Origin of the sequence: Vibrio penaeicida, assembly GCF_030689305.1 — a bacterium.
GTDB lineage: Bacteria > Pseudomonadota > Gammaproteobacteria > Enterobacterales > Vibrionaceae > Vibrio > Vibrio penaeicida_B.
On record NZ_JAUYVM010000003.1, the window covers coordinates 269,775 to 290,656 of the forward strand.

The 20,882-nt window shown below is 44.9% G+C and carries 16 protein-coding genes; 11 read left to right on the top strand and 5 right to left on the bottom strand.

Features of this window, described 5'->3' with window-relative positions; genetic code table 11:
- From Q8W40_RS07175 to Q8W40_RS07205, 7 genes are all read left to right on the top strand, one after another.
- The gene (locus tag Q8W40_RS07175; RefSeq protein WP_305396514.1) at positions 1-1,551 is read left to right on the top strand and encodes a sigma-54 interaction domain-containing protein; all 1,551 of its coding nucleotides are present in this window, start codon (positions 1-3) and stop codon (positions 1,549-1,551) included.
- Positions 1,551-2,243, top strand: a complete 693-nt coding sequence (gene vasI / locus Q8W40_RS07180) for a type VI secretion system-associated protein VasI (RefSeq protein ID WP_305396515.1) — start codon at positions 1,551-1,553, stop codon at positions 2,241-2,243. The genes Q8W40_RS07175 and vasI overlap by 1 nt, the downstream gene beginning before the upstream one ends.
- Positions 2,237-3,712: a type VI secretion system protein TssA gene (tssA, locus tag Q8W40_RS07185; protein WP_305396516.1), complete on the top strand. Its 1,476-nt coding sequence runs from the start codon at positions 2,237-2,239 to the stop codon at positions 3,710-3,712. Before vasI ends, tssA begins: the two co-directional genes overlap by 7 nt.
- A 15-nt stretch (positions 3,713-3,727) precedes the next feature.
- Complete coding sequence (gene tssM / locus Q8W40_RS07190) at positions 3,728-7,273, top strand: type VI secretion system membrane subunit TssM (RefSeq protein WP_305396517.1); 3,546 nt, start codon at positions 3,728-3,730, stop codon at positions 7,271-7,273.
- A 100-nt stretch (positions 7,274-7,373) separates the two neighbouring features.
- Positions 7,374-8,684, top strand: a complete 1,311-nt coding sequence (locus tag Q8W40_RS07195) for a type VI secretion system ImpA family N-terminal domain-containing protein (RefSeq protein WP_101110144.1) — start codon at positions 7,374-7,376, stop codon at positions 8,682-8,684.
- Positions 8,681-9,682: a hypothetical protein gene (locus Q8W40_RS07200; RefSeq protein WP_305396518.1), complete on the top strand. Its 1,002-nt coding sequence runs from the start codon at positions 8,681-8,683 to the stop codon at positions 9,680-9,682. Before Q8W40_RS07195 ends, Q8W40_RS07200 begins: the two co-directional genes overlap by 4 nt.
- 260 nt (positions 9,683-9,942) lie before the next feature.
- Positions 9,943-11,499: an EAL domain-containing protein gene (locus Q8W40_RS07205; protein WP_305396519.1), complete on the top strand. Its 1,557-nt coding sequence runs from the start codon at positions 9,943-9,945 to the stop codon at positions 11,497-11,499.
- Positions 11,500-11,543: 44 nt separating this feature from the next.
- Here Q8W40_RS07205 and Q8W40_RS07210 read toward each other — a convergent pair whose 3' ends face one another.
- The gene (locus Q8W40_RS07210; protein ID WP_305396520.1) at positions 11,544-12,188 is read right to left on the bottom strand and encodes a hypothetical protein; all 645 of its coding nucleotides are present in this window, start codon (positions 12,186-12,188) and stop codon (positions 11,544-11,546) included.
- A gap of 1,114 nt (positions 12,189-13,302) precedes the next feature.
- Between Q8W40_RS07210 and Q8W40_RS07215 the strand changes: the two genes are divergently transcribed.
- Both Q8W40_RS07215 and Q8W40_RS07220 read left to right on the top strand, forming a co-directional pair.
- Entirely contained in the window at positions 13,303-14,283 is a 981-nt protein-coding gene (locus tag Q8W40_RS07215; RefSeq protein ID WP_305396521.1) for a S1 family peptidase, read from the top strand.
- Between the two features lie 93 nt (positions 14,284-14,376).
- The gene (locus tag Q8W40_RS07220) at positions 14,377-15,399 is read left to right on the top strand and encodes a S1 family peptidase (protein WP_305396522.1); all 1,023 of its coding nucleotides are present in this window, start codon (positions 14,377-14,379) and stop codon (positions 15,397-15,399) included.
- Positions 15,400-15,485: 86 nt separating this feature from the next.
- Here the strand turns inward: Q8W40_RS07220 and Q8W40_RS07225 are convergent, their stop codons facing one another.
- Genes Q8W40_RS07225 through Q8W40_RS07240 form a run of 4 tightly spaced genes read right to left on the bottom strand, consistent with a single transcriptional unit; the run spans position 15,486 to position 19,027 of the window.
- A complete protein-coding gene (locus tag Q8W40_RS07225; protein WP_305396523.1) occupies positions 15,486-16,469 on the bottom strand; it encodes a phosphotransferase in 984 nt (327 codons plus the stop codon).
- Positions 16,466-17,356 (bottom strand): hypothetical protein, encoded by an 891-nt coding sequence (locus Q8W40_RS07230; RefSeq protein ID WP_305396524.1) that lies wholly within the window; start codon positions 17,354-17,356, stop codon positions 16,466-16,468. Before Q8W40_RS07230 ends, Q8W40_RS07225 begins: the two co-directional genes overlap by 4 nt.
- A complete protein-coding gene (locus Q8W40_RS07235) occupies positions 17,343-18,401 on the bottom strand; it encodes a radical SAM protein (protein WP_305396525.1) in 1,059 nt (352 codons plus the stop codon). The genes Q8W40_RS07230 and Q8W40_RS07235 overlap by 14 nt, the downstream gene beginning before the upstream one ends.
- Before the next feature lie 8 nt (positions 18,402-18,409).
- Positions 18,410-19,027: a hypothetical protein gene (locus Q8W40_RS07240; RefSeq protein ID WP_305396526.1), complete on the bottom strand. Its 618-nt coding sequence runs from the start codon at positions 19,025-19,027 to the stop codon at positions 18,410-18,412.
- A 289-nt stretch (positions 19,028-19,316) separates the two neighbouring features.
- On the opposite strand from Q8W40_RS07240, the gene Q8W40_RS07245 reads away from it, so the two are divergent.
- Together Q8W40_RS07245 and Q8W40_RS07250 are read left to right on the top strand one after the other, a co-directional pair.
- Positions 19,317-19,535, top strand: a complete 219-nt coding sequence (locus Q8W40_RS07245) for a DUF6500 family protein (protein ID WP_101110134.1) — start codon at positions 19,317-19,319, stop codon at positions 19,533-19,535.
- An 824-nt stretch (positions 19,536-20,359) separates the two neighbouring features.
- Positions 20,360-20,881, top strand: a complete 522-nt coding sequence (locus tag Q8W40_RS07250; protein WP_305396527.1) for a hypothetical protein — start codon at positions 20,360-20,362, stop codon at positions 20,879-20,881.
- The last annotated feature ends 1 nt before the right edge of the window (position 20,882 follow it).

The following is a 20,882-nucleotide window of genomic DNA, read 5'->3' on the forward strand; positions in this document are numbered from 1 at the left end:
ATGACGGATTGGCTTAACGTTTCCGACAAACTGGTCAATGCAAGAGAAGCCTCCGGTCTGGTACAGGTTCTGCTCGATACGTTAGAGCAAGATTTGCAAGTCGACAAAAGCTTTTTTGTTGCTGTGACACCGGACGGTCGCCAGTTGGTGACCCTAAACCGTGTGCCTGATCTTTGTTGGAATGTCACCGATTTTGAATGCCCATTTGCGCATGTGTTGCAAAATGGCGGGCAAAAAATCATTAATCACGAGCACCTTGTGTATTGGCAGGGGGACAGCAATTTCACCTCACTGATCGAAGGCTGCCGACCGGATCAAAAAATCGTCGTGACCCCTTTGCCTAGTCGTCATGGCGTGGTTGTGGCTTTGTCGGTGAACTTGGTTCACGTCGATAGTTGGAAAAACGCCCTTGGGCAATCTCACTACGACCGCTTTTTGGCGTTGTTTACTCGTCATTGGGAAAGGTTAAGTGAATTGAACGAAGTCTCTGTCTCGAAGAGTAATCTTAAAGAGTCACTGTCCTACGTTGAAAAAACGCAAACCATTTTAAAGCAGTCGGATGCGATCAAGCACAAGCTTGTGGGTGACAGCACGGCAATGAAAAAGCTGCGCGAGCAAATCGCCACAGCCTCTCAATCTGACATGACAGTATTGATTCAAGGTGAAACGGGAGCAGGTAAAGAAGTCGTCGCGTCTGCGATTCACGACCTTTCTTCTCGTCGTGATAAGTCACTGGTGGCGATTAACTGTGCTGCCATCCCTGAAAACTTGTTAGAAAGTGAGTTGTTTGGCTACACCAAAGGGGCGTTCTCTGGTGCCACCACCAACAAACCGGGCTTGATTGCACAAGCCGATGGCGGAACGCTGTTTCTGGATGAGATCGGCGATATGCCTCCCATTCTTCAAGCGAAATTACTGCGGGTGCTAGAAACCCGAACTTACCGCCCTTTGGGGGCTGAAAAAGAGCAGAGTTCCGATTTCCGTTTGGTGGCGGCAACGCATGTCGAGCTGCGTCAGAAAATTGAAGAAAAAAGCTTCAGACAAGACTTGTACTACCGTTTGTACCAATTCCCTTTGTCTGTCCCAAGCCTCAAAGAGCGCATGGGCGATGTTGAGATTCTGGCGAAACATTTTATCGACCAATTCAACCAAACCCACGGCACTCGCGTTCGCGGTATTCATTTCAAAGCGCTGGATATGCTCATGCAATACCCGTTTCCTGGGAACGTGCGAGAGCTTCGCCATTTGATCGAATTTGGCTGCGCGCACCTTCACAACGGTCATGAACTTATGGCTGATGAATTGGGGCGTTACATTCAAGATTCCCCAGGAATGGCGGCCAATGAAGACAATGTTCATGACGTGCCGGATGAAGAACAAACTCTGCTTTCCATCTCAGATTTACGCTCTGCCGTGAAAAGCTACGAATCCAAAATTATTGCGCTGCGTTTGCGTCAGTACAAAGGAGACCGATCTCGCGCGGCGGAGAGTTTAGGCATACCCAAGCGAACATTGGCCGACAAATGTTCCAAACTGGAGATCAATATCTGATGGTTAAACGCACACTCACGATCGCCAGCTTTTTGCTTAGTTGCCTCGGTAGCCTAGCGTTTTCAGGTTACGCGTTAGCACAGGAAGTGACAGAAACGTCGCTGGTGGAGCGAGCGCAAACTTGCCGCGCCATTTCAGCCAAAGTTGATCGCTTGGCGTGTTTTGATGGGCTGTTCGGTACGCCAATTACCCAAGCGCCTACCACAAAGGCTTTGGTGCGCCCAGAACCTTGGCAGCGAGCGGTGAAAAGTGAAGCGCGCCGCTCAGATATTCAAAACGGCGACGAACCTTATGGGTGGATTCGTAACGAAACCACCGACGGTAATGGTGATAAAGCATTGTGGTTTACGTTGAACTCCATGCCTCGAGTCGACATCGCAAAAGCACCTGTGATTCTCATGGCGAGCTGCATTAAGAAAATTTCTCGGTTAGAGATCATTTTTCCAGAGCAGCAAGAAGGGGCTCGCGCCGATGTTTCGCTAGGGTCGGAACGCCAACGCTGGACGTTCGATGAACAAGGCATGGTGCTTCGTTCGGGGCGTGGATTGGCGGCGATCAGCATTTTGAAACCTCTGGTTCGCCAAAAACAAATCCACGTTCGTTCGAATTCAGAACGCATTGATGGCTTAGTGTTTGAGACGCCGTATTCAAAAGACACCCTTTCGGAGTTAAGGGAGCTTTGCCGATGGTAGCCATGGATGAGCAACACACGAACATCATGGATGATAACTTGGCGAATGATAAGGCGATCCGAGCCAAGCTGAGTGCCCCAATTTCTGAAGAAAGCGCGGTCGGGGAAAGAGTCTTAGACGATCCGGTTTTCGATTTTGTTGAAAGCCAGATGATGAAAGTCGGTTCTTTGTCGCACGCTGACGTTCGTTGGGAAGAAGTGGAGACAGGCATTCTTTCCTTGATGGAAAATAAGACCAAGGATCTCAAGTTACTGGCGCATTTGCTCCAATGTTTTCACCACAGTAACTCTGTTTCTCGTTTTAACCTCTCCATTCAAGTGACAGCGGACTTTATGGCGGCGTATTGGGAAACCTGTTTCCCGGCACCGGGTGCTCGTGGATTGTTGCCAAGAAGAAAGTTCTTTAGCCAGATTTTGCAACGATTTGATGCGGCACTAGACAAGTTGGTGAAAGGGACGATTCCTGTTTCAGAGGCGCAAAACGAATCCATAGCGAAAGCAAAAATTGCTTGGAGTGCTACCGCGGAATCTCTGTCACTCGATGATGAGAATTTTATTGCGTTCATTCGCAAGCTAGAACGTTGGCTGGAATCGAATAAGCTGCAAGATCTGCCGTCTTCACCGAGCCAGCCTGCGACGCAAGAAACGGCTTCCGCTTCGCCTTCTTCTGGTGGTACGTCGACATCGCCTCGCGCTGTTTCTATTGATACGGGGAATGACAAAGCGACGAAAGCGTCGCTGCAAAAAGTGGCGGACTTTCTCACCGAGTTTGAATACGGCCATGCACTGAGTATTCGAGTGCGTCGCTTTGCGGTTTGGTCGACCATTAGTACACCGCCGGATGCCAATCATAAAGGTGAAACTCAACTTCGTCCTATGGTGGGCGAGCGTGTGAGTGATTACCTCGAACAACTGCAACGTAACCCAGACTTGGCGTTATGGCGCAAAGTAGAACAAAGCCTCACCATCGCACCGTATTGGTTTGATGGTCAGCATCTCAGTGCGCAAATTGCGCTAAAGCTTGGGCAACCCACTTGGGCCGCCGCCATTTTGGAAGAATCGCAACATTTTCTCGAGCGCATCCCAGAACTCGCCACCATGAGTTTTAAAGGCGGCGTTCCGTTCATAAATGAAGAGACAAAAAACTGGCTGCGTTCTAACGAGCGCGTTCAATCGGCTTCGTCTGTTAACAGTTGGGATGATAAACGTGAAGAAGCGTTTGTGATGGCCAAAGAAGCGGGGCTTTCCGTTGCTATGGCAATGCTTAATGAGGGGCTGGCGTCAGCAAAAGAACCAAGAGACATGTTTTACTGGCGGCTGCTAACCGCCGATTTATTAGCAAACAACGGGCTAGAAGCGATGGCGCATCAGCACTATCAATCCCTTTACCAAACGGTCATCAAATCCAAAGTGGAAGACTGGGAACCATCGCTCATCAATCAATTACAACAATTCGTCGTAACGGAATAACACAAGGTAAGAAACATGGGGAAGTTTATCAGCGGCTTGCTTAAAAAAATGGGTCAGAGCTTCAAGTCGGCCATACCGATTTTAATGGTCGCATTGTGTGTGTTGATCATCGTTGCCATTTGGTGGGCGGGTCCCATGTTGGAGTATCAAGAAACCAAACCGCTCTCGACCATTATGTCGCGCGTGATCGCCAGTGTGATCTTCTCGCTGATCTGTGTGGCGTTTTGGGGAATGTACCAATGGAAAGCGCTCAATCGTTTTAAAGCCGGCATTAAACGCGACGAACAGTTGAAAGCCGATCCGATTCTTCAATATGAAGAAAGGCAAGAGGTTGAGCTAAACCAAATCATGGTCAACATGAAGGAGAACCTCAACAAGCGCAATCATTTGTATGCGCTGCCTTGGTATTTGGTTATTGGATTGGAAAACGCCGGTAAAACCAGTTTGATTAACCGCTCTGGTCAGAATTTTGTGTTCTCCACCGTGATGCGCGCCTCAGGTAAGAAGACGGAAAACCCATACAGCTTTGACTGGTGGATCGGCGAAGAATCCGTATTGATAGACCCTGATGGCGAACTGTTAACTCAGGGGTACAACAATGAAGATAACGACGGTCAAATGGAACGTCGCTTATGGATGCACTTCATCGAATGGTTGGAGCGCACGCGCAGCCGCCGCCCACTAAACGGTGTGGTGATCGCCATTGATGTTGCTCAGTTAGCATCGGGCACAACATCGAGCCGTAAAGCCTATGCAAGTTTGCTGCGCACACGTCTTAGAGAATTGATGGAAACCCTGTCGACTCGAATGCCTGTGTACGTCACGCTAACTAAAATGGACTTGCTGCACGGCTTCGAACCTTTCTTCCGTCATTACCCGAAAAGTAAGCGCGACGAAGTCATGGGCTTTACCTTCTCGTTGGATTCCGTCGACAACCTTGATAAATGGCTACATGAATTTAGTGAAGACTACAGCCGCTTTGTCGAGCGCATTAAAGAGTCGTTGCCTTTGTCGTTGCTTGAAACGATGGATAACGCAGAGCGTCGCAGTATTTATGGCTTTACCCGCCAAATTTCGGGTTTGAAAGAAGTGCTCCATGAATTCTTGCAAGACGCGTTAGGGAGCGATCAATTTTCAACCTCGGCACTGGTTCGCGGTGTGTACTTTACCTCGGTATTCCAGCAAGGGGTGCCTTCGAATGCGTTCGACGATGCCGCATCACGTCGCTATGGCTTAACCCACGCGATCAACCGTGCGCAAGATGCCAAAAACTCCACCGTTTACTTTACGCAAAAGCTGTTTAACCGAATTGTGTATCCCGAGGCTGGCTTGGCATCGGATAACTTCCGAGTCGCGAAGCAAAAGCGCAGAATTGTGTTCCTTTCGTGCGTGGTGTGTTTGATTGCCACCTTTATGCTGTTCGGCAGTTGGCATGGGTACTACATCAAAAACGTCAATCAAGCCGATGCCGTATTGGCCAAGGTGAACGAGTTCAGAAATAAGTACCCAGAGGATCTTTCGCAGCTGAATCAAAAAGAGATCTTAGAACCGCTGGATACCATTCGTGAAGCGACACTGGAATTTGGATTCTTCCGTGAAAAACCCGAATACATTTCCGATATGGGTTTATACCAAGGGCACATGATTGGTCCTAAGGTGGAACAAACGTATTTGGCGTTGCTGGAAAGTCGTTACCTACCTTCACTGATGAAAGACATCGCCTTAGAGCTCTCGAATGCGGAAAACGAAGAGCATCAACTGGAAGTACTTCGTGTATTCCGAATGATGATCGACAAAAGCGGTCGTTATAAAGAATTCGTGATGGATTACTTTTCTAAGAACTGGCAAAAGCAGTTTGTGGGTAATCGTGTCACGCAAGAACGTTTGTTGGAGCACTTAGACTACGCCATGAACCACACCGATTTGGCGACTCAATATAAGGAAGGAAACCAAGCGGCTATCGCATCGGTTCGTCCTTATGAAGGGATGATTTCGAAGGCGCAGCGTGATTTGAGCGCGATGTCTATTGAACAGCGTGTTTACCGTAACTTGAAGTCCAATTCATCGACGTACCTTGGCGCACCTATCAATCTGCGCAACCAAGTTGGACCGGTATTTGATGTGGTGTTTGAGGAGCGTGTTATCGACAGCGATAACCTGATGATCCCCCGTATGTTGTCTAAACAAGGTTTCGATAGCTACTTCATCGAGCAATCGGATTCGGTATCGGAACTCGCTTTGATCGACAGTTGGGTACTTGGGCAAACGCAAGTGGCGGAATTCAGCGCTGCAGACAAAATTGCCCTGAAAAACAAGATCCGCTCTCAGTATGTGGTGGACTACACCAACACGTGGCGTAATGCGTTGAACGAAGTGGATGTGAAGTACTTTGTTGATATCAATAACGCCGTATTGGTGTTGGATAACTTAACAGGCAGTACTCAACCTTTCACGCGCTTGCTTCAAGCACTGGAAGACAACACACGCTTGTTCAGCGAATTACCGGAAAATGAAGAAGCCAAAGAAGAGTTGCTGAAGTCGCCAAAATACAAAGTGGCGTCCATGATTCACGCACCGTTTTCTGAGTTGAACTCCATGCTGCATGCACAAGGTGCGCAGCCGGCGTATTTTGACGAAGTGCAAACCGCCGTTGTGCAACTGCTGAATTACTTGAAGGCCATCCAAGATGCACCAGACGTTGGCCGTGCAGCATTGGATGCCACCAAAGCGCGCATTAGCCTAAGTAACGCTGATCCAATTTACACCCTAAAGCGCATCGCGTCTGGCTTGCCGAGTCCCCTCGACAATATGGTGACCAAAATCGCCGATGAAAGTTGGTATGTGGTGAAACAAGAAGCCATTAAACACCTAGAGATTCGCTGGCAGCGCGACGTGTATTCGGTGTTCCAAGAGAAATTTGCGGCTCGCTATCCGTTCGATCAAGGTTCGCGCAAAGATGTAGCGTTAGAAGACTTCGAAGAGTTTTTCTCGCCTAGCGGCACGCTTGATAGCTTCTACAACGAACAGCTGAAAATGTTCATTGAAGAAGGCATTTCGATATCAGAAGACTCGGCGCAGCAATCACTGATTCGCCCTGAAGTATTGGCGCAACTAAAGCAAGCGAAAAAGATCCAACGTGCGTTCTTTAACCGCAAAGGCATCTTGGATGTCGCGTTCTCGTTGGAGCCTGTGCGATTAACGTCGAACAAGCGCCGCGCGGTCATCAATATCGATGGTCAGTACGTGGAATACAGCCACGGACCTCGACAAACCGTGGAATTGATTTGGCCTAACACGCTACGAGGAAGCTCGGTATCGAAAGTGACCTTAGTGCCGACGAAGCGTAATTTGTCGCCGAGAAGTTTGGAAAGAAAAGGACCATGGGCATTGTTCCGCTTGTTAGACAAAAGTGAAGTGGTTGGGGGAAGCTTGACCAGCGTGGATTACAAGTTCGCGATTGATCGTGGAGATGTGTCTTATCGCTTGTATTCAGAGGCATCGGTTAACCCGTTCAAAGAACGGTTGTTTGATTCGTTCCGATTGTCTGGAACCTTGTATTAGGCCAATAGGCCCTAGGGCTACCCCTTTAATGGGGTAACACCCTTAGATTTTTTAGTCGTACGTGGCGCAGCCGTTGCGCCATCAATAAAAAGGTATTCTGGTGTCAAACAGAATTTATATCGACCATGGAATTTTCACCATACTGAGCGACCAACCGTCGCTCAGGGATTCCGAACGTTATCAGAAAATTCGCAATGAAATAAATGGTCGAATGGGGTTTCTTTCTGGTTCGACTCAATGGGAATCGGTTTTTAATGAATGCGTAAAGCTGGGTACAGAAATCGGTATGGATTTTCTTCTGACCAGTTATTTCTCAGTTGCGGGCTTTAAAGTGGAAGGGATCAAAGGGTTTGCCTCTGGTCTTGAACTTATGCTTGGCGCGTATGTGGAAGACAGCGAGCACAAGGCGTTATCTAGCCGACACAAGCAAGAAATTATCCAGTGGATGACCAGCAAGGTCACGTCGGATCTAAAGCTGATTAAGCCCAATAGGGATCAGATCCGCGATTTGTATCGCTGTGAACGCGCATTGCAAGATTTGCACGAACTGTGTGAGCGTTTTCAGCCAGAAGAACTTCCGAAGTTTGAAAGTATCGCCTTCTCCATTTTCGAGCACATTGATCGCATTGAAACGGTGACAAGACCAAGTGCATCGGTGTCAGACTTGCCTATCGATAACTCACCAAAAACAAGCCGAAATATTTGGATGTTTTTGTTTGTTTTAGCGTGGGCGCTGACCCTCGGTGCCGCGTATTACTATTCAATTGAGCGGTTAAAAGTTTGCCATGCTTTCGAAGGCATGAAGAATACCGTGTCAGCACCAACTGAAGAATTGCTGTCGAAGATGACAGAAGAGTCGGTTGCAGAATTGCCTCTGGATGAACAAAACATCATTCGTTCGGCGCTGGTGGATGCGATGGACAAAGATCTTGAGATCACCGTTTATCAGCAATACATCAATATTATTATGTTGATAGATAAGGCGAAAGAGTTGTTCCCAGATAACTCTGAAGTGGAAGACGCGATAGAACGTGTAGAAGCCCAAAGCCAAACCTATAAAGTGGAATTGGAGCGTGATTTGGAGCGTTTTTATTCGGCGAGAACATTGGCTGCTAACTTAGTCGGTGGTTCTAAACATGCGAAGAATAAGGAAAGCGCTGAAAGGTTAGAGCAATACATTTTGAGCCTATCCCCGATTTACAGCCGAAATGCTTACATTCAGGAGCAAATCGATAAGCAAAACTACGATCTCGCCAAAGAGGAACTCGCGGTGCTGCAAGAGCGTGTTGCACGTATTGTTTGGCAATTGTCGTCTTATCAGAAAGCGCTTTCAGGCGTGGCGCAATATCCTGCGGTTGCCGCTAAAAGTGCAGATGACACGGACCAAGAAGAGACGGTGGTAGGGCAATGAAAGGGGTGATCCGTGTTTTGTGTGGAATGCTACTTGGCGTGTCGCTGAGTAGCTTCGCCATCAATGAAATCGAGGATATCTCATCGCAAGATGCATTTGAAAAAGGCAGTACGTTAAGGTTGCAATACCACAACGAGCAGGCGCTGCATTATTTGAAGTACGCTGCCGATGAAGGACACTCTATGGCGGCGTTGCTTTACGCCGATGAGTTATCTACCTTGTCTCACGCGGCAAGGCGTCAGGAAGAGATTATCCACTACACGTTACAAGCAGCAGAAGCTGGAAACATCTGGGCAATGGAGCGATTGGCAAATACCAACCGATCGGGCAGTGAAGAGAGTCGGGTTAAATGGCAGCAGCGCTTTTTAACCTCATTGGAGCAAGAAGCCGAAAACGGCAATATCAAAGCCATTCTGACGATGTTTTATCTGAAGAGAGATGAAAAATATAAGCAAGCCAAAATCTGGCTGACCAAAGCATTGGAACAGGATTCTGAACAGGCAAAGCTGGCAGAAGTAGAGCTGGTTGAGCAGGGATACGAAGAGTGGTATGTACTGCCGGGAAACCGAATGAAAGAAAGTAAACAGCGATACGCCGAACTGGCTGAAACAGGCTATTTGCCTGCTGTGAAAAAAACGATTCAGTTATTGATCGAAACCGACAAGACCCATCAGGCGGTGGTTTGGCTTGAGGAAGCAGTTCGAATGGGGGACGCGACGTCTTTGGCTCTGCTGGCTAAAGCGTACGCGGGCAATTACCCCAAAACCCGAGTTGAGAAAGACCTGGTGAAATCTTATAGCTACTACCTTAATTATCTAGATGCGATGGGATCAGATAAATTAGTCGGAACCCGCAAGCGGATAGAGAAAGAAGAGCAAGCGGTGAAGGAACAGCTCTCTGAGACGCAAATTTCTGACGCAGAAAAACTTCATCAAATATACAAGGAAAATCATACTGTGATGTTGTTCGAAACACCTTGGAAATATGCAATGGAGTAAACGCTTTTTATTGGTATGCAATTCGATATGAAGCTATTCAAAAATGAGATTTAAGTAAGGAAGTGCTAATAGTGAGAATGATGAACTGAGCTCATACTAATACACAGACTTTGTTAACATTGCGGACAAAATAGTTACTGCAATGTGCTAAAAGTAGTGATGGATAAGTTATTAGATCAACAGAATCTAAGTCTAAATCTATGATGTGAGAGTAGATACGACTATTTCACTATTTTTGAACAACGGGCTAAGTCGACACAATGAAATCAAAATCAAGAGAGCAACGCCTTTTCTTAAAAGCTTTCGCGATATCATTCGTGATCTCTCTTTTAAGTTATTTCTCTATTCAAGGTACCGTTAACTACTATTTGTGGTTGGAACAAAACGACGAAGCAGAAAATGTTCTCGAAACGATCGGGAATGTTCACAGCGAAGTTATTGACGTTTTAACACGCTTAAATCGCCTCAATCTACGCAGCTGTTCAGAAGAACACAATTTAATGATGCGCAAACTTCTGTTCACCTCAGACTACGTCAAAGATATTGGCTATCTAGAAAAGCAAACGTTGTTTTGCACCACAGGTAAAGGAAAGTTATCACCCCCGTTTGTTGGCGGTGCAACGCCACACCTTGAAACAAAAACCGGCTTTAAGTTTTGGCGACACGTTAAGCTGATCATTCTGGACAATACCTACGATTCTTTGGTGATTCGAAAAGGCAATTATAATGTCGTTTTGGATGAAGGTGCACTACGCGAATTGATTGATGATCGGTTCTTATGGGAACTGGTATACCTAAGAAACAACAAGCCGGTTTATTTCGATGGCTTGGAAGGATTGTACGCAAAACCTTTACCAAATACGTTCGATTTTCTGGCAGGGGAAGATCACAACGTTGTTAAGCATTGCGATAAAGTCAGTCGATTTTGTCTAGCAATTAAATATGACCCTGAGAAAACCGACAGCGACTCCGTGGTGCTTCAAGTCTTCACTATTGCAACCAGCCTGTTAATAGGACTGTTTGCCTACATGATAAGCGCTAAGTGGCTGCGATACCTCTCTTCAAAGCTCTACCGTATTCGCGAAGCCATCAAACAAGACAGCTTTCACTGCGTTTATCAACCTATTGTGGATCTGAAAACCAGCAAAATGATTGGTGTTGAAATGCTGGCTCGTTTTACGGATCGTCAGGGCTGTATATACCCCACGGAGTTTATCCCGATCATCATTCAAACAGGGCAAACTTGGAAATTCACGCAGAATATGATGAAGAAAGCCATCGGTGAGCTTCATCAAATAGAAGACCTGTCGATCGATTTCAAACTTAACGTGAACATATTCTCCACCGATGTGAACCAGAAGTCGGTTTTGGAACTTGCAACAGTGGAAAGCGAATACAGCTTTAAGGGTATTTTGGTACTTGAAGTAACAGAAAGTGAAGAATTAGAAGACAGCTCGGCACTGCACAAGCTTCGTGTATTAAGGGACAAAGGTATTCAAATTGCTATTGATGACTTTGGTACAGGTTATTCTAATTTACACCAATTACGTAAGATGAATGCGCATTGTCTGAAGATAGATAGAAGCTTTATCCAGGAGATGGAAGATGCCTCCATTCGTTCGTCGCTGATAGAGCATATTGTTGCTATCGCGAAGCAAGAAAACTTACTTTTAGTGGCGGAGGGCATTGAAAACTCTATCCAACATCGGATCCTGACTGAAATGGGTGTGGAGTATGGTCAGGGCTGGGCGTTTTCAAAAGAGCTGCCTCTAGCTGAATTGATTGAGTATTGCGAAACCGAATTTTCGCAGAAGTAATCCTATACCCAAGCATCTTGAGGTCACTTGGGTATATCGCTAAATCACTTTTGTGCGAGTTTGCTTTCAAGATCAGCAATTCGAGCTTCGAGCGATTGAATGTAAGCCATGACATTTCTTCCGCCTATGATGGCCATTGGTGTCATTACCATTTTGTCTGCCTCTACCAGTGATGTGGTCACAGACTCAGCATTCACAGTTGTAGCGCTTTGTTTACCGTAAATGGATTCTTCAAACTTAAGGCTGCCTGCTCTAAGAGACGTTTCCGTGCGTCCAACCGAAAATTTGTTCTTTAGAGTAACGTCTGTTGCTCTCACCAGTGTCTCATGCTGACCACCTTCCATCTTGTTGGCGACATACACAATATTAGGGTTTATCTCGGTGTAATTGGTCATCCCATCACCGGAAAGAATACGTTGTGACGTTATGCCATTGCGGAATCGTTGAGGGTGGTCATGCAGCACGGTTGTTAAGCCTCTACGACATTCTGGAATGCTTTCCCAAAACCATGAACTGCTCACATCTGTGCCTTTCTGCGGGTCATTTTTAGCTTTGTAAAAAGCGCCATCTTTCTGAATCTCATCTCCGTTAATGTATTGCTTGTATTCACTAAAGTTTGGGCAATTATCAGCAAGAGCAGGGAAGCTAAACAATGCGATTAGCGTAGAGGTTAATAGCTTAAGTTTCATCGTGTTTCCTCACGTAGTGTATTTATACTCAAGCACCTGAAGTTGCTTGGGATATGAAAATATTGAACCTATTGGAGATATAAACTGATTTTATATAGTTATCAGTTGTTTATATTTTATTCGAGAGGTCAATGTTTCGACAGTTAGGAATTGCGACGTGATTGGCAAAGTAATGTAATCAATTTGTTAGGCAATAATGTTATTTATGCGATAAATCGAAAAAATGGATAGAGAGTCAAGTTTTTCAGAGTTAAATTACATTCATAAAAATATGCAAAAGAGATGAAATACCAAGATGATAATACGATACTGATTCCATTGAGCTAAAAGTAGAATTATTTAAATGGAAAAATACCGCATATAACCTATTGGGTGAAATTGGTGAAGGTAATACCTTAGTCAGTAATTTATTTATGTTTTCCAAGATGCTTTAAACTCTCTCTCTTTTTTATTCACATAACATAAAACATATTTATATGAGTGGAATGAGCTTGAAATCCAATGTGTATATTAAAGTCATTAAATACAGTAGCTTATATTTGTTTATTTGAACTGTTGTAAATGAGTTAACTATTAAATAATGAAAAATATGTGATTTCTATTCCGCTAATGGCTGCTATTGGTGGTTATTGTGTGATTGTGCTCACATCGAATTAATGATTGACGATTTGAGTATGTACTTAGATTTAATTTTCGATAATTTAATTGAACGGTTAATTTATAAATTAAATGAAATTGGAGGTGTTATTTAAATGGAATAATTACTCACTTTAAATATATAAATAGTAGATATAAATATCAATTATAGTCCTTGGGTTCAGCCTCTAGGATTTAGGGTTATATACCCCTAAAAATATTGATTAAAAATTAAGACTAAATAACTTAAGTGTTGATTCGCTTAAGGCGCGTAATTATGCCTGAAATTCTTTATTTATAATCCGGGCATTTGTTATATCACTAAAGCCAATCTGGCTTTTTTTAGTGATTGATTTGATTTGAGTTGTTCCACGTGAAGTACAGATACTACCCGCCAAGAACTTGATGAGATTTGATTGAAAATATTATGGGTGATTTGGCTGGGTATATAGGAATTAAATACATTTAAGGAATTAAAATGAAAGTACAAGTAAAATTTCTCAGCGTATTAATTGCAGGTGCACTCAGTTCTGCTTTTGTTCAGGCAGACGACAATCCAGTTAGCCCTCGCATCATTGGTGGTTCAGAAGTAGCGCATTCTACCGTTCCATATCAAGTCGCACTTCAAACACCTTCCGGTTTCCAGTTTTGTGGGGGAACCATCATTGCCCAAGACTGGGTATTGACGGCAGCTCACTGTGTTCAAGGTAAATCGGCAAATGGCGTACAGATTCGAATTGGTGTGTCTGATCTTAGGACATCACAAGGTGAAACACACAATGTCTCTCAGGTTCATGTCCATGAACGCTACAACTCGTCTAGGCTAACCAGTGACATTGCGTTGCTAAAACTTTCCACTCCAGTTTCGTCGAAATACCAAATTGCCAAACTGCCAACACCGCAGTTAAAGGCTCAGCTTGCTTCCGTTGGGAAAACGCTCAAAGGGTCTGGGTGGGGTAGGTTTAGTACCTCTTCCAATGCTGGTAGCCCAGTTCTTAAAGCGGCAGACTTACCCATCATTTCAAACGCAGAATGTCAGCGTGTTATGGGCACAGGACCTGTAAGCGACGACTTTATTTGCGGTTATAAACCACGAAACAGTGTCTGTAATGGAGACAGTGGCGGTCCGTTTGCAACGAAATCTGGCAACGACTACTACGTATTTGGGGCGGCAAGCTGGGTAACCGCAAATTGTACGACGGGCAGCGCCTACACCAACGTGACTAAGTTTGTTCCTTGGATCACGCAAAAATCTGGCGTGACTCCGGATGGCGGAACCACGACACCGCCAGCAGACGCCTGTTCAGGCGTCGCTTCATGGGAGCTGTACAAACAATACAGCCAAGGCGATCGCACGATTGCAAATGGCACTTTGTTTGAAGCGAACACCAACCATTGGGGCATCAACCCATTCAGTGATTACTGGGGTTACTGGGACATGATTCAAACCTGTAACTAGTACATTTGAGCCAGCTTCATATTGAAGCTGGCTACCCAAATCTCGTTAACTCGCTCGAAAGAGCACAATCAATCGTTTGAAAGGATAGTCAAAATGAAAGGAAAACAAAAACTGCTCGCGGCTTTAGTAATGGGGGCATTAGGGGCTACACAAGCTTACGCAGCAAAAGCCAATTCTGTAGAAGCTAGTTCTGTGGAAGACAGTGTTCAGCCAAGGATTATTGGTGGTTCGGAAGTGTCACATTCAACGGTGCCTTATCAGGTTGCATTAACACGGAACAGAAACCAATTCTGTGGCGGTACCTTGATTGCACCGAACTGGGTGCTGACTGCCGCACACTGTTTAGATGGAGTATCAGCAAGCCAAATGCAAATTCGCATCGGTGCTACAGACTTGCGTACCAATCAGGGTGAATACCACAATGTATCTCGCATTCACGTGCATGAGCAGTGGAGTGGCAATGTCACCCGTGGTCGAGATATTGCTTTGTTGAGATTGTCTTCATCGGTGAGTTCTCAATACAAACCTGCGAAATTACCGACTCCTGCATTGAAGGCACAGTTGGCATCTCCTGGTAGCGATGTAAAAGTGTCTGGCTGGGGGCGTTATACGCGATCTTCCAGAGCTGGGAGTCCAGTTTTGAAAGCAACAAACTTGCCGGTGATCAGTAATGCTCAATGCAGTAACTTCATTGGTCACAATACCCCTACTGGGCAAGTTCCAAGCGATAATATTTGTGGTTACGATACGCGCTCAACAGCATGTCATGGCGACAGTGGTGGTCCGTTTGTTAAGCAATTTGGTAACGATTTTTATGTATTCGGTGCCGTCAGTTGGGGTTCACCACAATGTAATAGCGCGACGGCATTTGCAGATGTCACGCAATTTGTTCCTTGGATCACGCGTAAATCGGGCATTTCACCAGATGGCGGCACCACGACACCACCTGCAGATGCGTGTTCAGGTGTGGCATCTTGGGAACTGTACAAGCAATACCGTCAGGGTGATCGTGTGATTGCGAACGGGTCTCTGTTCGAGTCCAATGTTAGCCAATGGGGTGTGAACCCATTCAGCGATTACTGGGGTTACTGGAACCTAGTCCAAACGTGTAATTGATTCGGCACGTCTTGAATTCTCAAGCGAGACAGTTTTAGTTCACGCTACGAGAATCAGTACACTATCGGCTTCTTCGGAAGCCGTTTTTAGATCTGCTTGCAAAGGGATGATAAGAGTTGTAACCCTTGCTCTATTTTATGTGCAATATTTTTATCGGGTATCGCTTGATACTTCTGGTAGTGCAAATTGAGCCACCAACACTGACGAATCACAATAAGCAAAGGCAATACACTGAGGTCTATTTCTTCTGGTGCTTGCGCTTGCTCTAAATACCCTGAAAGCCCAGCATGCCAGAGTGGGGAAGACAGCCGTTGCGATAGCGTCGACCATATCATTGTCGCAAGATCATATTCCCTTGGCGCTAAAACCGCATCTTCAAAATCCATCCAAAGCCATTCATGTTGCGGCGTCACCATGCAGTTAAGGCGATGCGCATCACCAATGCAGACCTTACTCTGCGTTTGCTTTAAGTTGGGATCTTGTTGCAGCTTCTGATCTCCTTGTAATAAAGACGAATGGTAAGCACGCCATATGCCATCGAAAAGGGCTGGTGCGTTGAAAGGGAGTGCATGGTTATGTACCGCGTTTGTCGAATCGGATCGCACAAATTGCTCACATTGTTGGATTTGCGCTTTTGTGTTGAATTCTGAGCAACGAGTTTTTAGGGTAGGTATTCGGTCAAAATGAGCGTGCAGTTCAGCAAGAGACTGCCCCAATAGGAAAAAATCGCTGGGTGTATTGTCTGGGTGTTTGCCTTCAATAAAAGGGCGAACCAACACATAGCCTTGGTTTGTAGATTCTCCGAAGGGGCTTTCTCTATTGATGACACTTACCCATGAATTTCCATGAATCGTGATTTTAGGGGCGCAATAAGACAGCCCCATACATTGGTATATTTCGGCTTCGTGGGAAAGGGTAAAAGGGGGCGAGCTTTGGTATTTCACAACCCATTCACCGTGTGCATCGCGCAATTTATAGAGCTGCGCTCTGCCCTTGGTAAGCGGCTCGATCGCTTTGATCTCCAATTGGTAATCGGAGATCAAAGCGTTAGTGAGCGACGGCGGAATCATTCAGTGCCAAACGCTGAATACAAGTGTGCTGCACAAGCGCTGGGCATTTCAGGATACCGAGACGTGCCTATACTCTTATCTTGCTCATTGATAGGAGGACCTTGCGTTGCCCACTGGTTGATAAGATCTTGTGATTTGGGGTTGCTTAACAAGGTTTCTTCCAACGGTTGGTAGATGTCGCCTAAGCAAAACTCTTCCAACCCGACCAAGCTCATGCACGGGTAAATTAATCCATCGTCGTCCACACACAGTTTCATTCTTCGAAAACACGCCATCATGGTGTCTGTGTTATTACCCATTGTTTCGTTTACTTGAAACCACTCAATATTCCCTCTATTCAGCCACTGCTCATCAAAAATATTGAGTTGGCTCATCACCGAATACGACGCAATAAAGGCGATGTTTTTGTCTCGTGATAATGCTTCCAGCCCTGCTTTTATCTGGCTTGCCTTTTCTGGAGTATCAACGTCTGTTGCTAAGATAACCAAACAAAACAGTTCAATGGAATCCGCTTGCTGCATGCGCCTTAGGAGTGTTGAATCGGTGTGAAAAGCGGCGGCTTCAACTGTTACGCTAACACCAAATCCAGCTTGATGAATACCCGAACTGACGTTGATAATTTCGTCTAGCCTAGGCACCACACTATCGCCAGAAAAAGTCACGTCTCTGTCGTACATACAATGAATATTGCGGTTTTTCGAAATACCGACACTTTCCTGAAAAAACTGATCGTAGGTTTTCAGCCATTTAAGGAAATCATCGTAGGGAGCAACTTCATAATTTCTCTGAGATATCATCACTAATGACCGAAGCCATTGCATGGGGGTATCACATTTCCAAGGTTGCGCACTGATTGGGCTAACCTCCGTGATTTTAATTCTGTCCATAATTTGCCTCTTTCAGCTCTTCTAAACTTTGTAGCATTTTAGATAGCGCTAATTTTGTACTGACGTCACTGATACTTTTTATAACTTCCACTGCCTCGGGGTTAGAAAATATTTTCCAACACAGCTGGCACATATTGGTGAACTTATCGCCTACCGAGATACCCGCTGCTTCTAATACAGGAAGAAATGTTCCTGGTCCTGAGAACACCAACATTCGAATGATCGGATCTCTATTCATCCTGTTTGTGATGTTCACGATGGACTCTTGGTTAATATTCCCTAGCTTGTAAAGCTGAGTTTGATCAAAGCCCGCACAACAAGGAGAAACATAACCTGCAGCATTAATGGTTAAATTTAACGAGCTGTGGCAACTCCCTGATTCTGCATTTTCAGATTCGTATATTTCCTCACTTTCGATTTGTTTCTCTGCCCGTCCTGTTCTGAACACGGGAGATGAGGTGATGCGATTTACTCTCGATACCGCATCTGGCGCGAGCAGTTCCAGAGCTTCTCCTACGTGGTGTTTCTTAGTGGTGAGCAGCCGAAGATTGATATCGATACCCGCATTAGATAAAGCGACGAGCGCATTTGATACGGCGGTAGGGTTGATGTGTTCTAAATGCCAATAGTCCCAACTGATTTCTGCACTGGTAAGCCCTGCTTCTTTCAATTGGTCAGCGACGCGTTGGGCTTTTTTCGCATTCTCACCCCAATACGCGTTGGTCGTTACGGTGATATCGAGAAAGCCAGCCTCTTTACCGGTTTCGACGAGCGAGAAAACATCCTTATGGCGCAAGAAGGCTTCACCCCCTGCGATATGTAAGCGTCGAGTTAATGTTTCAATTTTTGGGGCTTCACGTACAGCCTGAAGGAGCTTTGCCATCGATATAGAGTGAAGACCTAGCCTATCCGAGCCTTTAGGACCGGAACTTTGATAGCACATTGCACACTGAGCGTTGCAGCGGTTAGTGGTTTCGACCACTAAGCCGCTGTATCTTATTGGCATCCAGTGAACAAGTGACGTGATAATGTCTTCTTGTTGCATGGAGCCTCCTAGCGCATAAATGCACCTCGGTTGATGCTTCTCAGCCTTGTGACGTCTCTAATTCCAGTTCGATCATGGAACTTGATTCGACCGGGTAAAAACGTACCTCTTCCTAGCCCTTGCAACTCGTACAAATCGGCAGCACGACCTGCTCTGACAAGGGTAACCACCATAGTTACAACAACAGCTGCCGCAACGACAACCGCCGCCGCAGCAGCAACAACAGCCGCAGCCGCAGCTAAACCAGGGCCTTCGCCAATAATGGGACCAGCTAAGTCTGTTGGGGGTTTGTTCTCGAAACGGTTACGAATATCGATGATATCTTTGGTCACATGAATGCCCGCTTCCTCAGCAAAATCGATGTCTAGGTTGACGTCGAAAAGCGTCTGATTAACGGTTTTAGCCACAACGTTAGGATGAAGCAAAACACCATGTTCAACTGAGTAAGCCTTGGGATCAGACAGGAACTTCTGCGCTTCATCTGGCTTTTTTATCAGCTCTTTGATGAATGCGACTTGCCCTTCCAAAGGTGTAAACGCCACATTGTTCAGCTTATCCAGTTTTACTTTGCGGGATTTTGCCGTTGATTTGTCAAATTCATTGACCGAACTTGTTTCATCAGGCATGTTATCTCCTTGTTATTGTTGATGTTATTCCATTGATTACAATCCAACAACGACCAATGAAGATGTCGTAAAGCGCACTTGTGAACAAGTACGCAATGGATAACTTAGTCTATAAATTGAGCTCATAAAATGAATAATGTAAGAATATTTGCGGGTTTTTACATAATGTTTATTCACGTATCAATAATGAGATAAAGGAGGCACGGACGAATTTTCAATATGATATTGATAACATATTGAAAAGTAGGCTAAAGTATCTTCAAACTTAAGCAAGACTAAGGAATAGTAGATGCGCGACTCGCTCAGACAAAAAGTGGTACAGGTATGCAACAAAAAAATTGCCCAAAAAGGCGATAACGTAGGCGTATCTTTTTATGCATTCTTCGCGAATAAAAATGATGATCCGGAGTTACTAATGGAAGCCGCAACATGGTGGATTCAAACTCACAAATTGGATCACTTTGAAAAAGCGCACAAAATCATCGCAATGATCGAAGAGGGGAAATAGCATCGCTACCCAACCATCGAAGGACGAGAGCCGAAAGGGTGGGTCTCAATGGCTTTCACACGGTGCTTTCGATTCTTGATGTTGAGCAGCGATGTTTTCAAAATCGCTGCCTTTCCAAAAGTTCAATCTCTAGTCCTTAGAGCCAATTTGAGAATGGCGAAAACAGCGTGTATCGGGTTTAAATGACCTCGCGAAATAAAGGTCTCCCTGTAGTTGATTGGTATAAATCAAACGATCATTCAAGCGACTCTTGGTTCTCTCCATCCATTTTGCTTAGCGGATAAGTGAGATGTTTGTCACATTTTACCACTCTTTATAAAACTAAGCTTAATCAATCAATTAGTGAGATCTCACTCGAATATCCGAAAGAAACGAATAAATCCATTTAGGGCTCAAATGCCAATGCTTTACGCCAAACTGGATCGGGTTGGTGTAATGATTGCGAAATGATTTGCTTATTAACCAAACCACGGTGATTAATTATTGATTAAATCTTATTCAATAGTGTGTTAAGTCACTCATATTCCACAATTGTTTGACATAAAATAATTACTTTGATCTTTCTTTTCTTATTGGCTCAAATCCTATTTTTTACAGCTTTTTTTCAACTTGCGAACCCTCTCGCTAAATTTGATGAACCTCTAAATAATTGAATTATAAATAACAAATTTACGCAATATTGTATTTTTGATTGTCAATATTTAATTTTCATTTGTTTGACATTTATTGTCTTTGTTATAAGAATTGGCGACATTCGTCCCATATTGCAAAATAGTGCGACGGACATTCGGATAAGGTTCGTTGTTAAAAAGAGATAAATGTTGATGAACATTAAAAGGGTATTTCTGTTCAGTGCGGTAAGTACTTTGCTAACTACAGGGTGTCAAAACACTCAACAAGTACGTCAGAGTCGTGTTTATGACCCTACAGTAATTCAATCTAATGAATTGCCTATTTTGGTCGTCAATCAGGATGGTGAGCGCAGTTATCGTCAGGTTAGAAAAACCGAAACATGGTTTTGGACACGTTTGAGAAACGATACCTACTTACCAGGAGAAAACCTGGTTATTCAGGTGCTGGGAGATGCTCCGTTAGAGCAACCTCCGGCTATATTTGCGTTTACTGTACCGGAAAAATTGGGCACATTATCAATGAATCCATTGGGTCCGTTTCAATCTTGGACTCTCACAAAAAAGAGCGGGGAGCGCTGTCTTTCAGCCCGCCAGAATGCCAAAAAAAGTGGCCAGTGGATTTCCATATTTACTCGCTATTGCACTTCCGACCCTCACCAAGATCTGACTTGGATCGAAGACTACACACCGTCTATTCTGCTAGAGAAATACTAAT

What these genes read in the sequence shown, in the direction of transcription:
- vasI (WP_305396515.1), top strand. Translation starts at nt 1,551, where the DNA reads ATGGTTAAACGCACACTCACGATCGCCAGCTTTTTGCTTAGTTGCCTC.
- Q8W40_RS07235 (WP_305396525.1), bottom strand. Translation starts at nt 18,401, where the DNA reads ATGCAACAAGAAGACATTATCACGTCACTTGTTCACTGGATGCCAATA.
- Q8W40_RS07210 (WP_305396520.1), bottom strand. Translation starts at nt 12,188, where the DNA reads ATGAAACTTAAGCTATTAACCTCTACGCTAATCGCATTGTTTAGCTTC.
- Q8W40_RS07215 (WP_305396521.1), top strand. Translation starts at nt 13,303, where the DNA reads ATGAAAGTACAAGTAAAATTTCTCAGCGTATTAATTGCAGGTGCACTC.
- tssM (WP_305396517.1), top strand. Translation starts at nt 3,728, where the DNA reads ATGGGGAAGTTTATCAGCGGCTTGCTTAAAAAAATGGGTCAGAGCTTC.
- Q8W40_RS07240 (WP_305396526.1), bottom strand. Translation starts at nt 19,027, where the DNA reads ATGCCTGATGAAACAAGTTCGGTCAATGAATTTGACAAATCAACGGCA.
- Q8W40_RS07245 (WP_101110134.1), top strand. Translation starts at nt 19,317, where the DNA reads ATGCGCGACTCGCTCAGACAAAAAGTGGTACAGGTATGCAACAAAAAA.
- Q8W40_RS07175 (WP_305396514.1), top strand. Translation starts at nt 1, where the DNA reads ATGACGGATTGGCTTAACGTTTCCGACAAACTGGTCAATGCAAGAGAA.
- Q8W40_RS07205 (WP_305396519.1), top strand. Translation starts at nt 9,943, where the DNA reads ATGAAATCAAAATCAAGAGAGCAACGCCTTTTCTTAAAAGCTTTCGCG.
- Q8W40_RS07220 (WP_305396522.1), top strand. Translation starts at nt 14,377, where the DNA reads ATGAAAGGAAAACAAAAACTGCTCGCGGCTTTAGTAATGGGGGCATTA.
- Q8W40_RS07230 (WP_305396524.1), bottom strand. Translation starts at nt 17,356, where the DNA reads ATGGACAGAATTAAAATCACGGAGGTTAGCCCAATCAGTGCGCAACCT.
- Q8W40_RS07225 (WP_305396523.1), bottom strand. Translation starts at nt 16,469, where the DNA reads ATGATTCCGCCGTCGCTCACTAACGCTTTGATCTCCGATTACCAATTG.
- Q8W40_RS07250 (WP_305396527.1), top strand. Translation starts at nt 20,360, where the DNA reads ATGAACATTAAAAGGGTATTTCTGTTCAGTGCGGTAAGTACTTTGCTA.
- tssA (WP_305396516.1), top strand. Translation starts at nt 2,237, where the DNA reads ATGGTAGCCATGGATGAGCAACACACGAACATCATGGATGATAACTTG.
- Q8W40_RS07200 (WP_305396518.1), top strand. Translation starts at nt 8,681, where the DNA reads ATGAAAGGGGTGATCCGTGTTTTGTGTGGAATGCTACTTGGCGTGTCG.